At 46.4% G+C, this 15,167-nt stretch carries 15 protein-coding genes; 7 read left to right on the forward strand and 8 right to left on the reverse strand.

The window, feature by feature from the left end:
• Positions 1-2: 2 nt before the first annotated feature.
• The 3 genes from ACXAD8_RS14115 to soxR all read right to left on the reverse strand — a co-directional run bounded on the left by ACXAD8_RS14115 (position 3) and on the right by soxR (position 2,772).
• Positions 3-632: a copper chaperone gene (locus ACXAD8_RS14115; protein ID WP_475229806.1), complete on the reverse strand. Its 630-nt coding sequence runs from the start codon at positions 630-632 to the stop codon at positions 3-5.
• A gap of 121 nt (positions 633-753) precedes the next feature.
• A complete protein-coding gene (locus ACXAD8_RS14120; protein ID WP_475229809.1) occupies positions 754-2,184 on the reverse strand; it encodes a tyrosinase family protein in 1,431 nt (476 codons plus the stop codon).
• 138 nt (positions 2,185-2,322) lie between these two features.
• Positions 2,323-2,772, reverse strand: a complete 450-nt coding sequence (gene soxR, locus ACXAD8_RS14125; protein ID WP_475229812.1) for a redox-sensitive transcriptional activator SoxR — start codon at positions 2,770-2,772, stop codon at positions 2,323-2,325.
• Between the two features lie 234 nt (positions 2,773-3,006).
• Here soxR and ACXAD8_RS14130 point away from each other — a divergent pair, with 234 nt between their 5' ends.
• On the forward strand, positions 3,007-3,423 hold the full coding sequence (locus ACXAD8_RS14130) for a VOC family protein (RefSeq protein WP_475229815.1): 417 nt from the start codon (positions 3,007-3,009) through the stop codon (positions 3,421-3,423).
• Here the strand turns inward: ACXAD8_RS14130 and ACXAD8_RS14135 are convergent.
• The 3 genes from ACXAD8_RS14135 to ACXAD8_RS14145 all read right to left on the reverse strand — a co-directional run bounded on the left by ACXAD8_RS14135 (position 3,420) and on the right by ACXAD8_RS14145 (position 5,756).
• A complete protein-coding gene (locus ACXAD8_RS14135) occupies positions 3,420-4,427 on the reverse strand; it encodes a phytanoyl-CoA dioxygenase family protein (protein WP_475229818.1) in 1,008 nt (335 codons plus the stop codon). The two genes, ACXAD8_RS14130 and ACXAD8_RS14135, sit on opposite strands and share 4 nt — an antisense overlap.
• A 38-nt stretch (positions 4,428-4,465) precedes the next feature.
• Positions 4,466-4,930, reverse strand: coding sequence for a hotdog fold domain-containing protein (locus ACXAD8_RS14140; protein WP_475229821.1), 465 nt, complete (start codon positions 4,928-4,930; stop codon positions 4,466-4,468).
• 169 nt (positions 4,931-5,099) lie between these two features.
• Positions 5,100-5,756 (reverse strand): substrate-binding periplasmic protein, encoded by a 657-nt coding sequence (locus ACXAD8_RS14145; RefSeq protein WP_475229824.1) that lies wholly within the window; start codon positions 5,754-5,756, stop codon positions 5,100-5,102.
• 118 nt (positions 5,757-5,874) lie between these two features.
• Between ACXAD8_RS14145 and ACXAD8_RS14150 the strand changes: the two genes are divergently transcribed.
• On the forward strand, positions 5,875-6,798 hold the full coding sequence (locus tag ACXAD8_RS14150) for a M14 family metallopeptidase (RefSeq protein WP_475229826.1): 924 nt from the start codon (positions 5,875-5,877) through the stop codon (positions 6,796-6,798).
• A gap of 135 nt (positions 6,799-6,933) precedes the next feature.
• Positions 6,934-7,176 (forward strand): hypothetical protein, encoded by a 243-nt coding sequence (locus ACXAD8_RS14155; RefSeq protein WP_475229829.1) that lies wholly within the window; start codon positions 6,934-6,936, stop codon positions 7,174-7,176.
• Positions 7,177-7,305: 129 nt separating this feature from the next.
• Here the strand turns inward: ACXAD8_RS14155 and ACXAD8_RS14160 are convergent, their stop codons facing one another.
• On the reverse strand, positions 7,306-7,782 hold the full coding sequence (locus tag ACXAD8_RS14160) for a DUF4920 domain-containing protein (RefSeq protein WP_475229832.1): 477 nt from the start codon (positions 7,780-7,782) through the stop codon (positions 7,306-7,308).
• 117 nt (positions 7,783-7,899) lie between these two features.
• Positions 7,900-8,916 carry a phosphotransferase gene (locus ACXAD8_RS14165; protein WP_475229834.1) on the reverse strand — a complete coding sequence of 339 codons (1,017 nt, stop codon included), beginning with the start codon at positions 8,914-8,916 and terminating at the stop codon, positions 7,900-7,902.
• 136 nt (positions 8,917-9,052) lie between these two features.
• Between ACXAD8_RS14165 and ACXAD8_RS14170 the strand changes: the two genes are divergently transcribed.
• The 4 genes from ACXAD8_RS14170 to ACXAD8_RS14185 all read left to right on the forward strand — a co-directional run bounded on the left by ACXAD8_RS14170 (position 9,053) and on the right by ACXAD8_RS14185 (position 15,114).
• A complete protein-coding gene (locus tag ACXAD8_RS14170) occupies positions 9,053-11,047 on the forward strand; it encodes a M3 family metallopeptidase (protein WP_475229837.1) in 1,995 nt (664 codons plus the stop codon).
• A 252-nt stretch (positions 11,048-11,299) separates the two neighbouring features.
• On the forward strand, positions 11,300-11,824 hold the full coding sequence (locus ACXAD8_RS14175) for a CC0125/CC1285 family lipoprotein (RefSeq protein WP_475229840.1): 525 nt from the start codon (positions 11,300-11,302) through the stop codon (positions 11,822-11,824).
• Positions 11,825-11,856: 32 nt separating this feature from the next.
• Positions 11,857-12,726 carry an MlaA family lipoprotein gene (locus ACXAD8_RS14180; protein WP_475229843.1) on the forward strand — a complete coding sequence of 290 codons (870 nt, stop codon included), beginning with the start codon at positions 11,857-11,859 and terminating at the stop codon, positions 12,724-12,726.
• 3 nt (positions 12,727-12,729) lie between these two features.
• The gene (locus ACXAD8_RS14185) at positions 12,730-15,114 is read left to right on the forward strand and encodes an efflux RND transporter permease subunit (RefSeq protein WP_475229846.1); all 2,385 of its coding nucleotides are present in this window, start codon (positions 12,730-12,732) and stop codon (positions 15,112-15,114) included.
• The last annotated feature ends 53 nt before the right edge of the window (positions 15,115-15,167 follow it).

Genomic DNA, 15,167 nt, shown 5'->3' on the forward strand with positions numbered 1-15,167 from the left:
GTTTAAAAGAGCCAAATTCCGGTATAGAACAAAGCCAAAGTATAACACATTGCGCTTACCAGACAGGTGCGTTTGGGCAGTATATAGCGTTCATACAACAAGAGACAGGTAACGGCTAACATCAGCCCCAGACCATGACCGGTTAACATCATCGCCAGCATAATTGCCCCACAACTTACTATGCAGCGCTGCGCTTTATACCAGCCAAATTTAACAGAACCTCGCATTGCACCCCAAAAATCTATCGCCAGTGGCTGCCCGCCGGTACAGGCAAACACTGCCGATTTACGGGTTTTTGACTGACAATACAAAGCAGTGCCAGCCCATATGAGTCCCGCGTATGGAGTATTGTCTTCTAACCAGGTATACCAATGCCCAGCAAACCAAACCTCTGAAGACAGCAGGACACCCGCGCTAATCATCATTGCTCCCATTAGCAACCAAAGTGCGGAATAACCCAGAATAGCCGCCAACCAGGCATAGTGATGCAAATAACGCGGCAACATCTCTCTGATAAAGTTAACTGCACCGCTGAGCATAGGTAGCATCATGGCATACACCATCATCAACCAGGCAAATTGTTGTTCAGCTAAACTGGCCTGATGTCCATGATGGTGATGATGACTATCCATCGGCTGCCACCAGCTATAAATAAAATACAGCCAACACAATACGGACGTTACGAGCAAGTACCAGTGGGGCTTAAGAGTATGTAGACCTCTTAAGCCTGATACCTGTATTTGCCCTTGTGTTCTAGTGTAATTCACTGTGCAGACTCACTCGCCCGACTTTCACTTTCTCACCCTGGCGAGGCAGTTGTGGTTTAAATTGGAAGGATATTTTATCTTCACTCCAGCCTTGCTGTTTACTGAGTCGTTCAATTACCTGAGTCACATCAAAAGCGAAACTCAAACCGCTACCATCATGATCCAGACTAGGTGTTGACGCATCCTCAAGGCCAAACAAACCCAGACTACCCACGAAGTGCTCATCATCCAAAGCCGTTTTACCGTCACCACTGATAAAAATGTCAATCGGGCAGGGACTACCAGTGCCAGTGACATTGTTGACATGCAGCACTCGCTTAGGAGTCTTAGCTTGAGTATTGGTGGCTCTGGCCGCCACCGAAATCCGAGATTTACGTCGTCCTTGTGGCACCATATTCAATGCCAGATCGGAAACATCATGGCTAAGTTCGTTATTAATATTACTGGCTCCAACCACATCCATCACATTCTCAGCGGCTCTGCCCGGGGGATTTGGACTCGCCGTATCCATTTCTGGGAATGATGGACTGTAGGTGTAATTGAGCTGCTCTGTGGTGCGCACATCTTTTACTTTTAAAGTCTGTACCTCACCATTTTCATCGTGAAAATCAAACTCGAAATTCAACCAGTCAGAGCTCGCTGGATTACTGTGTCCGGCCGACTCCACCCACACTTGCCACATTCTGTCGATATTGGCATGGTGTAACCAAAATATCGGATCCAATGCAGCGGTTTTTGTGTTACCCATCGCGCCATTGATATAGCCGTGCACAACATCATGAGGCAACTGCTCCAACTGCCCCTTTTTACCGCCAGAAACCGCAAATCCAGTTATACCGCCTCCAAAATTCACATCTTCCGAAGTATTGGTAAATACTGTTTCATCAAGTGCAGGCCACGGATTTACGTAACGCTTTTGCAGAACATAATTAACCCGCCCCTCCAGCCATAACCCGGGATAATCGGCATTTTTGCCTTGGCTATCACCAAACGCAGGAGGAATAGACATAACCTTTTGCTGTTCCGCAACACTGATCCCAGGTTTGAACGCTTCGCAATAATTCCAAAATGGTAAAGTCCATCCGCTTGGGCCACCCGCCTCAACCACAGCTTTAGCCACTGTCGCTTCAAAATAATATAGATACATGCGGTGCCAGGGTAAAAAGAACCAGGTGCCATGTTGGCAGTTATTCCAAAATCCACTATCTATGGTGGACTGTTTAGGTGGGTAGTCCGTAGCCACTTCCCAAAATTGCTTGGTACTACTGGTTATCACGTACCCGTGAACTGCCCCCCAATACCACCAACTTGTGGGGTCATTGATACTGCGCTGTTTCATGACTTCCACCGCTTTGGAATACCAATGCAATGTCATATCCGATGCCGGTAACTCATACACATTCTTTCTGATGTTCATCCTTTTCTCCTTTGGAATTGGCCAAAATGTGGATCAGCAAAAACACAAAGGTAGTTTATATTACCCAAAAAGCAAGATTAATTTCACTTCCACTGCCGCAGGGGTTTTCAAGAACTCTGACCCCTTGAAGTGATTAGTTCAAAGAGTCATTTTGCGGTTTAGCAGTACGGCGCCGGGTCCGGCTGATGCCAGCTCATCGTCTTTGTTGTACATAGGGCAGTTCTTCATGGATAAACAACCACAACCAATACAACCCGTGAGGGAATCCCGCAGAGCAATCATGGCTCTGATGCGCTGATCTAATCTTTCCTGCCATTGTTTGGCCAGTTGTTGCCAGTCTTCCTTAGTGGGTGTTCGCATGTCCGGTAAGGTTGCCAGAGTTTGTCTTATCTCCTCCAGGCTGATTCCCAAATTTTGTGCCGCTTTAATCAAAGCAATGCGGCGCATTACATCTTTGTGATAACGACGTTGATTACCGGCATTGCGAGAACTTTTTATCAATCCTTTTTGCTCGTAAAAGTGCAAGGCAGAGACTGCTACGCCGCAGCGTTTGGCTACTTTTCCTGGTGCTAACAAAACTTCCGCCATTGGCTTGTCCTCAGAAAAATTAAAAAAATTGAAAAAAAGCCTTTACCTCAACTTAACTTCAGGTTTTAGCATGACACCCAACTTAACACGAGGAACACAACTATGAACAGTAAAAAACCTGCCTGGCAACTTGCCGCAAGCACATTGCTTAAATCACTGCTGTTGGCCTGGCAAAATCCCACTTTTCACCAGGCGTCAGTGCGTAAATAGTTTTATCAAAAAAGGAGAAGGGCAATGTATTTAGAACATTTGAATATGGTGGTTTCTGATATGGAGCAAAGCTTAAAATTTTATCGTGCGGCCTTTCCGGAATGGCAAGTGCGAGGCGGTGGCTCAGACGAATGGTACGGCAAACCCCGTAACTGGCTACATTTCGGGGACGATAAACAATACCTTGCCTTATCTGATCACGGGGAAGGTAAAATACGCGAGCATCAGGGCTCACAACCCGGTTTATCACATTTTGCTTTTGTGGTCAGTAACATAGAAGCCGTGCGCAAAAGGCTAAATGAGGCAGGTTTTGAAGTCACTAACCCCGGCAATCCGACAGAGTATCGCAGTAACCTGTACTTTCGAGACCCGGATGGATTTGAAGTTGAGTTTGTGCAATACCACAGTGACCTGATGGCACAGCGCAATGATTACAATTAAAAGACATTTCCTGGAGCGACATATCGAGGAACCAACGAGTACATATCCAGATATTGTGCCACTCTTGGAGATTGATGGTGATTTGGTGAAGCGCCATGGGGTAACCAATGGTGCCAGATAATCAAATCCCCTGCTTCGGCAGCAATCGACTGATGGGGAAATTGGTAAAAGTCCACATCATTTGGGTGTGTGCCTGCAGGCAAACTGTTGATCCAATTTTGATAGCTATGATGAAACCCGGGGCATACAGTCAACGCACCTTGATCTGCAGCAACGTCGTTGAGATAAACGATCCCCTGGGTTTTAAAGTGCATAGGGAAATTAAAGTCCACATCAAGATGCAGGTGCGGTCCTTGAAAGCAGTGTTTGGGTGTTTCTGGAAAATTAATACTGTATTGATCTCGGGTAATCACCAGGTCCAGGCATTGCCAAATCTGTTGGAATGCGTTTAAGGCGATTTTCGATTGTCTGGCAATTTCCAGCTCAGGTAAATCAAATTGTCTTTGCCAGATGGGCCCCATAGGAAGATTTTGCCAGGATTTATCATCGTCTAAAGCGAATCCTTTGCGTTGCGCAAGGCTATCTGCAATATCCAGTGCAGTTTCCCGAGCTATAATATTTTTGACAATGACATAGCCATATTCTTGCCAATGCTCTAAATCAGAGGGAGACAAAGGTCCGGAAAGCGATTGGTAGAAGTTCTTTTGCGGATTTTCTGACGGCGCTAACCAACTGGCAAGTAATGAACAATATCGGCTTGCTGAAAAGCTTTTCAGTTGTTTGAATTCTCGCCAGAGCTTTTCCGCATTTGCGTTACAAGAATGCAGCATGTTGATATAAACATGCATTCCCAAGCCGACAGCATCACAAACCGCGCGCGAGTACATACAATCGCGAAGATCACCATTGGATTTGTTGCTGGCGCAAAGCTCTATTTGTCGTTGTAGAAAAGCCACCGCTTTCTGCTCGTCTACCATGTCAGTCTTTCCATGCGCCAATTCCACAACTTAAACTCCATTCAAACAGGGGCTTTATTAGACGTTTATTTCTTCTTTTCTGACACCCACAAATTAATCGTACCCTTAACCACCACTACGTCATTTTCATCGTAGGCAGTTACCTGAACCGGAAGATCCCCCACCTGCCAATGATTATTTAGCAATACAGCTTCACAGCGAATATCGGACCCTGCCTTGGCAGTATAATCCACCGTCATGCCTTTGGGTATCCAGCGCAAATGTTTGGGAATCGAGGCTTCAGCCATAAAGCCCATTGCCATTTCCAGTCCATTACAGATAGCTATAACATGCACTGTTTTGATGTGATTTTCTACCGAGCGACGTTTTTTAATAAAACAGTGGCATTCACCAGGCACCAATTTGGTTATCTGAGGTTTTATAGTGGCGAAGTACGGCGCTTTGCGACAAGCAACAAACGAGAATATACGATTTCCCATGGGGAACTTTTGCAGACGTTTATACAAACTCATTAAATAATTTTCAGACATGGCTGATATCTCCAGAATAATTGCCCCGACATTAACATGTCCGACCAGTTAAATGAAGTATTTGTTATTCGGGAGATTCAGCTTCTTTCCAGTGTTGAAAATAGCGCATTTCACCACTGCTCTGCATGTTTTGCATGGCACTGCTCACCTGCGCCAGATAGTGTTCTGTTCACGGTGAACTGCGGGACATTGCCAAAAAAGCCGAGGGCACTCTGGTTTTAAATTTTGCAGGTTCAAGTAAGTCAGCATAACCACTTCGTTCAACCGCTTTAACAATAGCCTGATCGCCCCCCATAACAGCATCCAGACGCCCCGATACCAGCATTTTGAATAGAATATTAAACTGTGCCGACTCGTATCGTTTAATATCTGAGGCATCATCTACCTCAGCATAGAGCCGGGCCCCTTTTTCTTTGCCAACAACCTTATCGCTTAAATCCGCCAATGATTGAATGCTATCGGCCTCGCCCAATCGTACCCAAAAAGCAATATTACTCTCGCTGTATGCGGGTTGAATGTAATACAGAAACGACTCTCTTTCGCTGGCATGACTAACCGATGTCAGGATATCCACGCGTCCGCTACGGGCCAGCTCCAGGCAACGGATCCATTCGCAAGGAGAAAAGCGCACTTCTACATTGAGCTTTTCCGCCAGTCGCATCACCAATTCAACATCGCGACCGCTAAAGGCTTGCTCTTCATAAACTGAAAAAGGAGGATAATTGGGAATACCATAAACCAAATAGTTTTCTGCTCGCGCGATATGCAGGGATTGCGCAATCCAAAAAAGGAAAAAACATAAAACCATTAAGATTATACGTGTCATCAGATAATCCTAATAGATTCTGCTTAAAGGGCAATACAGACAGAAGAAACTAAGTGAAAATTACTCTAAACTACGGAAGTCTTATCTGTGAACAACGATAATGGAGTAAAAATCAAACATGTCACAAAATCCAAGCCCCTACCCTGTTGGTACACCCGGAAAACCCTGGGGAGATTCCGAAAAAGCCCAATGGCTGGAATTACAAACCATTAAACGCAGTTATCAGCAGGAAGTTGTCGATAAGATTCAGTCTTTGTCGTCCCTGTGGACGGTACAACAGTACGGGGCACTAAGCTACGACCAGGCCCGTTACCCATTGTTTGTACTGACATCTAAATCATGGCAAGAATCCAAGCCCACAGTTTTAGTCACAGGTGGCGTGCATGGCTATGAAACCAGTGGTGTTCAGGGGGCTTTATACTTCCTGGAACACGACGCACAAAAATACACTGACAACTTCAATCTTGTAGTTGCGCCTTGTATCAGCCCTTGGGGTTATGAAACCATCAATCGATGGAATCCAAAAGCGGTAGATCCCAATCGCTCTTTTACCCCCGGCGCGCCTTCTGAAGAAACGCAAGCCATCATGGCTTATCTGAACCAAAACAACATTAAACCTTTGGTACATATAGATTTGCATGAGACAACAGATACCGACAACTCCGAATTTCGTCCGGCCCTGGCAGCCAGAGATGGTGTCACTCACGACAACTGGGATATTCCCGATGGTTTTTACCTGGTAGGTGATACCCAACGCCCGGAGACAGATTTCCAAAAGGCCATCATAGACAATGTCGTCAAAGTGACTCATATCGCACCTGCCGACCAAAACGATTGTCTTATTGGTGCCAAAATCACCCAGTTTGGTGTGATTGAATACGACTGCAAAAAAGCCGGTCTGTGCGCCGGGATGACGGATGCCAGATATGTCACCACCACAGAAGTCTATCCTGATAGCCCAAAAACCGACCCGCAGAATTGCATCGAGGCACAGGCTGCTGCAATTAAAGGTGCGCTGGATTATGTTTTGGCGAATCAATAGTTTTAGTAACAAACAGATAATTTTATCGTCAGCATAAAAAATATTCGTTTTTCATTTTTGCCATAAACAGTTAATTTTTTGCGCACATTGAAAGTGTTTCAGATGGTCTGAAACACCTGTTTACTGAGATACAAAATGAAATTCAAATGGTTGTTTTTACTTGCAATTTTGTCTACTGGTGGAAATGCTCAGGAAATGCCTGATGCAGGCTTTTTGCAAGACACTCTCGATTATTGCGTCGAGTATTACGAAGGTGAAGAAGTGACGGAAAAAACCATTTTGGGTTGCGTTAACGAAGAGTTAGACGCTTCCGGTTACGCCTCCTTCCCTTCACTGCAAGCGGTTAAAGATTACATCGCTCAGAATAAAGAAGACTAATCAGCCTTCCAACTAAACAAGTGCCAACAAACTCGTTGGCACTTGACTGCTTTTCCCGCTCAAAAACACAACTTTTTATCCAGGCTCCAATCGCTTAGTCATCCTTCGAATTCACGCGCCTTTTTGCTGTTACTTCGGGATCCTGATACTACTCGCGATAATCTCATAGGCCTTGCCAGCCTGAAGACCAGCCCCACTACTAGCAAGGTCACTATTAAAGTGATCAGCCTGGGGCTTAGTTCGCTCAACTTGTACCAGCTCTCCTGCCAGCGTAACTATTTTTCCGCTTGCATCAGTGGGAATAAAAAAACCGTAGTCTTTGAAGGCGACGCGCATCACAGTGTCATCTTCCTGGGCGATGAAAAAACAGCCTTTCTTTTGGCACACTTTGGCAATACGGGTAGTGATTTGAAACATCGAGTTGCGGAAGTCGTCTGGGGATTTCGCCAAATCACTCAGGGTCACATCCGGCAATGAAGCTGGCAACACCTCACCAAAGGTTTCTGTGTGAGCATCGGTTGCCACGGGATCAGATAGCCGCAGTGTCTCGGCGGTGGCGCATGTACTTGCAAGATACAGAAACAACGAAAAAACAGGGAACTTCATTAGGGCAGGCTCCTTCCTTAAAACTGGTTTTGATGACAGTACCTAAACCGAGTAAAAAAGTGTAGCTGTTTATTTCAGCTCCGCTTTATTTTCTAACGATGCCGCCAGGGTTAGCAGTTAACCGTCGCGGCGGCGCTTGATATTTAATTGTTGCAGCGCTCTTTCACATTGCATCTGCATATACTCAGTGATACGACTGTGCCCCGGTTTCCAGCCCATTAAAAATCGCTGATAATCTGCCCAGGCAAAGGCTAACAAACGACGCCATTCAGTTTCCAGGGCGGTGAAATCAATTGTCTGTTGATAGTGATTTAACGCTGCTTCCAGCTGTTCAAAGTAAAAATCTTCATACTCTTTTGACTGTTGCTGTAGTGCTTCGTTGTCCAGACTGCTGGCCAGAAGTAGTGCCACATCTTTCACCCCAATACCACTACCCACGTACTGAAAATCCAGCGCTGCCACTTGAGCAGGTTCACCAAAACAGAAGTTGGCCAGCTTGGCATCGCCATGAATAAGGGTTTTATAGCGGGCATTGCTAAGCTGGTGGTCAATATCTGAAGCCCGCACTTTGAGTAAACACGCCTCCATGTTAGCCAACTCATCTGGGCGGGTGCCGAGATGCCAGTAACCACCGACTTCCCAAAGTTCGTCCGCTGAATGCTGCATAAACCTGGCGTGAAAGTACGCCAACCAGCGCAAACAACCATACAAAACGCTGCCATTATCCTGCGTAAACCGCTGCGGATAACCCGCATCATCGATGTCTTCCAATATCATGCTCATTGTGGCTGATGCGGTCTCTGCATCGGGATCCGGATTTAACCACTGCGGCACACGGCAGTGGTCATCGCACAAACTGGCATAACACTGATAAAACTGCTGCTCAATGCGATAGGACTGTAGTTTGCGTTGCTGACTTAAGCTGGTGTTCCAGCCTCGCGGGTGTTGCATCACTATAGGTGGAGCAACCCTTTTCACAATAATGCAGTGCCCGTCACGGTTGCGATAGCGTGCAATCTCGCCAAAACCACTCCACAAAGATTGCAGGGTTTCAGAATAACAATATTCCAGTCCCTGAATGAGAACGGGATGGTGCGCTTGCGGTTCTGATTTGCTGGGATCTGATGATGACATGCTTTGTTTGACTGAATAAACCCGTCCTTATTGTACCCTTTTTGTCTCAGAATGTTACAACCAAGCCTGTGTCGTTAGACAGCCCTCAAGCAATGTGCTTAAATTTTCGGTTACAAAGATAATAAGGAACACCCTAATGAAATCTGCACTCTTATCACTGGCAGTGGCCGGCTCACTGCTGGGTTTTGGCGCGCACGCCGAACATCATAGCCAAAACAAAATGCTTATCGATGGCATCGATCCCAATTTAACTGGTGAACAGATCACTAAACTTTGCGACGACATTCTTGCTCAGGCGCAAACCAGTTTTCAGGCATTAGAAAATAGCACAGGTCCCGCGACACTGGAAAACGTAGTGGGTGCTTTTGATCAGATTATCGATAACATGATGCCCGTCAGACACGTTTGGCATATTCGCGCTGTTCATCCAGAAGAGTCTATTCGCGATGCGGCTAACGCCTGTAGCGAGAAGCAATCTGACTTCTTCACGCAAACCGGATTATCCAAAGGCTATTACGACCGCGTAGCGGCTATCGATTTAAGCAAGCTGGATAAAACTGAGCGCTTTATGGTGGAGTCAGCACTTTCCGATTTCAGACGTGCCGGTGTGGATAAAGACGAAGCAACCCGCAATAAGATCCGCGCCCTGCAGCAAGAAATCACCGAAATTGGCAACGAATTCAATAAAAACATTCGCAGTGATGTACGCTATGTCGAAGCCACACCAGAGCAACTGGACGGTCTGCCGCAAGATTACATCGACAGCCACCCGGCCGATGAAAACGGCATCATCAAAATCTCCACCGATTATCCAGATTTAAGCCCGGTAATGACTTACTCCAATAGCGATGAGTTACGCCATAAACTTCGAGTGGCAGCGCGTTCCAGAGGCTATCCGCAAAATGAAGCTGTGCTGAAAAAGCTCATCGAAAAGCGTCACGAACTGGCTAACATTCTGGGCTTTAAAAACCATGCAGAGCAGTCCATGGACGACAAAATGATTGCTACGCCAGAGAATGCCCAAGCCTTTTTAAACCGCATTGGTGGCGCATTACAGGAGCCAGTAGAAAAAGAACTGGCCGTGTTGCTTAAACGTCTGCAAAAAATCAATCCAGACGCCAAAGAAGTTCAGGTATGGCAGGCCGGCTACTTGCAAAACCTGATCCGTCAGGAAGACTACGCCCTGGACTCCAAGGAAGTGCGGGAATACTTCCATTATGAAAAAGTACGGGACGGTATTTTTGGTCTGACCGAGGATTTGTTTGGTGTAGACATTCAGCCCTGGGAAACCGCCACCTGGCATGAAGACGTAGAAACCTACCAGATTTTAGAAAACGGCAAACTGCTGGGACGGTTCTACATGGATAATCACCCTCGCGCCGACAAATACAAACACGCCGCCCATTGGACATTGCGTCCGGGTATCAAAGACAAGCAAATTCCCTTGTCCGGACTGGCCCAAAACTTCCCTCGCGGTTTGATGGAGCACGGTCAAGTGGAAACCTTTTTGCATGAATTTGGCCACCTGATCCACAACATGTTTTCCGGTACACAAAAGTGGTACGCCATTACAGGTATGAGCATGGAACGCGACTTCGTTGAAGCGCCATCACAAATGCTGGAAGAGTGGATTTGGGATTACGATACGCTGAAAACCTTTGCCTCTAACGAAAAAGGCGAAACCATTCCCAAAGAACTGGTGGCAAAAATGAATCGCGCCCGTGATTTTGGTCTGGCAACCGGCACAGCCACGCAAATCTTTTACGCCAACTTGTCGCTGAATTACTACAACCGCGAGCCTGATTCTTTTGAGTTAGATCCGCTGATGTTAGATATTCAGGATAAATTTGCCGCTTACCCCTACGTAGAAGGGACGCACTTTTACGCCAACTTTGGTCACCTGAACGGCTACAGTTCCAACTACTATACCTATCAATGGTCTTTGGCCATTGCCACTGATTTGTTCTCTCGCTTTGAAAAAGAAGGCATGCGTAACAAAAAAGTCGCTGCGGATTATCGCAACATGGTATTGGGTGCAGCCGGCAGTAAACCCGCTGCCGATTTTGTAGCAGATTTCCTGGGCCGCGAATTTAGCCCGGATGCCTACATCAAAAAATTGCAGTCATTATAAAAAATCTCCTATCAGGGTGAGCGCCACGGCTCACCCTATTCCATATTTGCCAATGAAAAAATTTCACATAACAGGTTAATTATTTCAAAACACATCCCTTCTGAAGACTCCCCAAAGGAATAAAAATCCCTTTAAACCGTTGAATTACTGGGAGTAGTTAGATTTTTTCTGAGTTGGTGTGATTTCTGCAATCACCGGAGACAGGAGTTTTAATTGCTCCTGAAGTGGTATTTATTTTTCCGGAGGAAAAACATGACTGTATTTAAATCACTCGTACTAAGCACTTTGGTTTTGGCCCTGGCTTCCTGTGCCTCAATGCAGCCAACGCCTTTTACAATGGCATCTGAAAAAGGAGACTTTGGTTATACCCACACCAAGTTGACCGATAACAAGTATCGCGTCACCTTCCGTGGTAATCGCGCCACAGACAAAGAGAAAATTCTGGATTACACCTTACTACACGCCGCGAACCTAACCCTGGAACAGGGGTACGACTGGTTCTATGTTGATAATCAAGACATGGAAACCAATAAAAAGCGTGTTCAGACTGGTACCAATATTGGCGCCACCAGCACCCATACAAGCACCCGTTGTGGATTGTTGGGTTGCACCACAGTACATCACCCCTACTACACAGGCGCTATTATCGAGTCTGAAGAAGTCACCAAAGATCATAAGAGCGTAATGACCGTATCAATGGGTAAAGGGGAGCCAGCCGATCCCAACCGGGTCTACGACGCCAAAGCGCTGGCACAAAATATCAGAGCTTCTATCTAATCCATTAACACAAGCAAATACGGCAGGTACCTATGAATCAAGTACGCAACCGTTCTTCCCTTAACAGGGTCATTGTCCTGCTGTTGCTAATGCTCGGGGCCGGCCTGGCTGGCTGTGCCAGTCGGCCCCATTTAGCGCAACACTGCCCGGAACCCCTACAGCGAGAACTAAACGACGATAAAATCCTGGTCAGTACTTCTCAGGGCAGCACAGAAATTGAACCGACGGTCGTAGGTTACCGTGAGCCGGAAACTTCTGACCACGCCTGCAGCTATTACCGGGATGAATTTGAAGGTTTTAACCGCGCTATGTTTACCTTCAACGATAAATTATATCGCTGGATACTGATCCCGGTGGCCGATGGTTATGTGGCCGTTTTTCCAGAGCCGGTCAGAGACTCGGTGGATAACTTTTTTAGTAATATTCGGGAACCGTTAAATCTGGTCAATCACGGTTTACAGTTTGACGGCGAAGGCATCATGACCTCCCTAACCCGCTTTGTAGTAAATTCCACTGTAGGTTTATTTGGCCTGTTTGATCCGGCCACCCACTGGCTGGAATTAGCGGAACAAAAACAGACCTTTGCCGAAACCCTCGCCTTCTATGGTGCGAAGCCTGGCAACTATCTCGTGTTGCCAATACTGGGGTCTTCAGATGTGCGCGGTGGCGTATCTTTCACTGTCGAAGGCTTAGCCAACCCAGTGCGTTACCTGAGCGATGATCCCGAAACCAGTATCCTATTGCTTACACAAGGCATCCATGACTTCAGTGAGCAATCACAATCCTATCAAGCGTTATCAGCCAAAACTGACGATCCCTATGTGTTTTTCAGAGAGCTCTACCTCCAGTCCAGAATGAGAGATAAGGCCTCAACAGAACAGGCGCAACCCGAAGAGGAATAATCCATGGGCTACTTCAATCGTATCGTCATTGCTAAACCCTGGCTGATCATCCTGCTGTTTTTAGGGGCCGCCATAAGCGCGGCCTATTTTGCCCCGCAATTCAAAATCGATGCATCGGCTGACACCCTGCTGATGAAAAACAACAAAAATTATATACAGACTAAAGTGGTGGCGGATCGATTCAACCCGGTAGAATTTGTTTTGGTGGCGATTAAGCCCAAAACACAGGGGGTATTTAGTGAAGAGACATTCCATACCATCACCAGCCTGAGTGAAGCCTTCTCACGCATGGACAGGGTATCGAGCACGACTTCTATTTTGAATGTGCCTTTGCTGTCGCAAATCGAAACTCTCAGCGCCGACATTAACCCCGATGACTGGACCTGGCAGGCACAAAAATATGCGCCAGAGCGAATGGCTAAAATATTCGATAACCACCCACTGTTTACCGATTTACTGGTGAACAAAGCGCAAACCGCTACCGCGATTCAGATAGTTTTCCGGGATAATGCGCAACTGGCCCAATTGGAATCGGATATTCTGGCTATCGAGCAACACGCCCTTTCCAGAGAACTTTCCGAACAAGAAAACGCAGAGATTGCCGCTTTGCAAGCGCAAGCAGATAGCATCCGACAGGCTCTCAATAAACAACGCCAGGCAGAGCTACAACAAATCTACGAGATTTTAACCCCCTATCAATCTGATGCAGAGTTGTTTGTCGGTGGCTCACATGTCCTGGGTCAGCAACTGGTGGAAATCATCAGCAAAGATCTGCAATTGTTTAGTGGCATTATTGCGGCAGCTATCGCCACCCTGTTGTTGCTGTTGTTTCGACAGTTTCGCTGGGTATTTTTGCCCCTGATTTGCTGTGCTGTCAGCGTGTTGTTAGCCATCGGTGTGTTTGCCTATTTTGATATACGCACCACGGTGATATCCGCTAATTTTATCGCTTTGCAAATTATACTGACGCTGGCCATCGTCATTCACCTGAGTGTCGAATATCGGCAGCTCAAAGCGCAAGATAATCACTTTAGCCACAGCGAACTGGTCAGCGAAACCATCAAGAATAAGTTTAAGCCCTGCCTGTTTGCCGGATTAACCACATCAGTGGGCTTTGGTTCTTTGATCTTTAGTGGTATTCAGCCGGTGATTAGTTTTGGTTGGATGATGATAGTGGCCATGATCATTTCCATCTGTGTCAGTCTGTTGCTGTTTCCAGCCATCTTGGTCAGTTTCGGGGCAGCTGAGCGACAGCCTAAACATGCGTTGATAAGTAATCTGTTGCAGGGGTTTTATTCTGTGGTACTGCGTTTTCCGAAACTCATTATGGCTGCCGGATTCTTGCTAACCCTGTTCGCGGCCAGCGGATTTATGCGCCTGAATGTCGAAAACAGTTTTATCAATTATTTTGATAAATCCACCAGAGTGCACCAGGAGTTAGCTTTTATTGATAAAGAGTTTGGCGGCTCAACTCCACTGGACGTGATCTATCAGATTCAAGGTTCGGACAACAAAGATCTGATTTTGACTGCCAAAGACATTCAAAACTTACAGATAATTCAGACTGTCCTGCGCCAATATGAGGCCATGGGTAACACCTCATCAGTGGTAAACTTTACCGAGTTGGCGAAACAAATTAACAACAATAAACCGCTGACTGAATATGAATTGTCCGCCTTGTATATGCTGCTGGACGACTCACTGAAAGACAAATTAGTGCAGAGCTATTTTTCTGAAAGCCATCAACAATTGCGTATCAGTGCCCGAATTCAGGATACTACCGAGAATTTCACCCGCACAGAATTTCTGGATTCATTACACAAGGACATTGTGGTCCAAGGCATAGATGCGCAGCAGTTTTACACTACCAACCTGTTTGTGTTGTATCAGGATATATTAAAACAACTTTATCAATCGCAAATATTAACGCTGGGGCTGGTGTTTGTGGCGCTCACCCTGGTGCTGTTTGTAGTATTTGGCTCAGTTAAAATTGCGCTTATCGCGGTTATACCGAATATCTTAACAACAGCGGGTGTGTTGGGCGTGATGGGCTGGTTTAACATTCCATTGGATATCATGACCATTACCATAGCCGCTATCGCTATGGGTATCGCCGTTGACGACACCATTCACTTCGTGCACCGCTATCTGGCAGGCAAAAACAGCGAAGCTGACAGCAACGCCCTTAAAGATACCTTTCACAGTACCGGCTTTGCCCTGTTTTGCACCACAGTCATCATCGCTGCCGGATTTTCCTTACTGAGCTTTTCAGACTTTGTGCCCAGCGTTTTGTTTGGTGTGCTGACAGCGGTAGCCATGCTACTGGCCTTTATTATCGACCTGACCCTTCTGCCAGTTCTGCTAAAACGCTTTGTCGCTGGGAAATAACCAGGCTGTGATGAAGGTCTGCCAGTAGACGTAACTACTGCAAGCTTCATCAG

The sequence above is a fragment of the Planctobacterium sp. AWH2_060 genome (genome assembly GCF_056158425.1).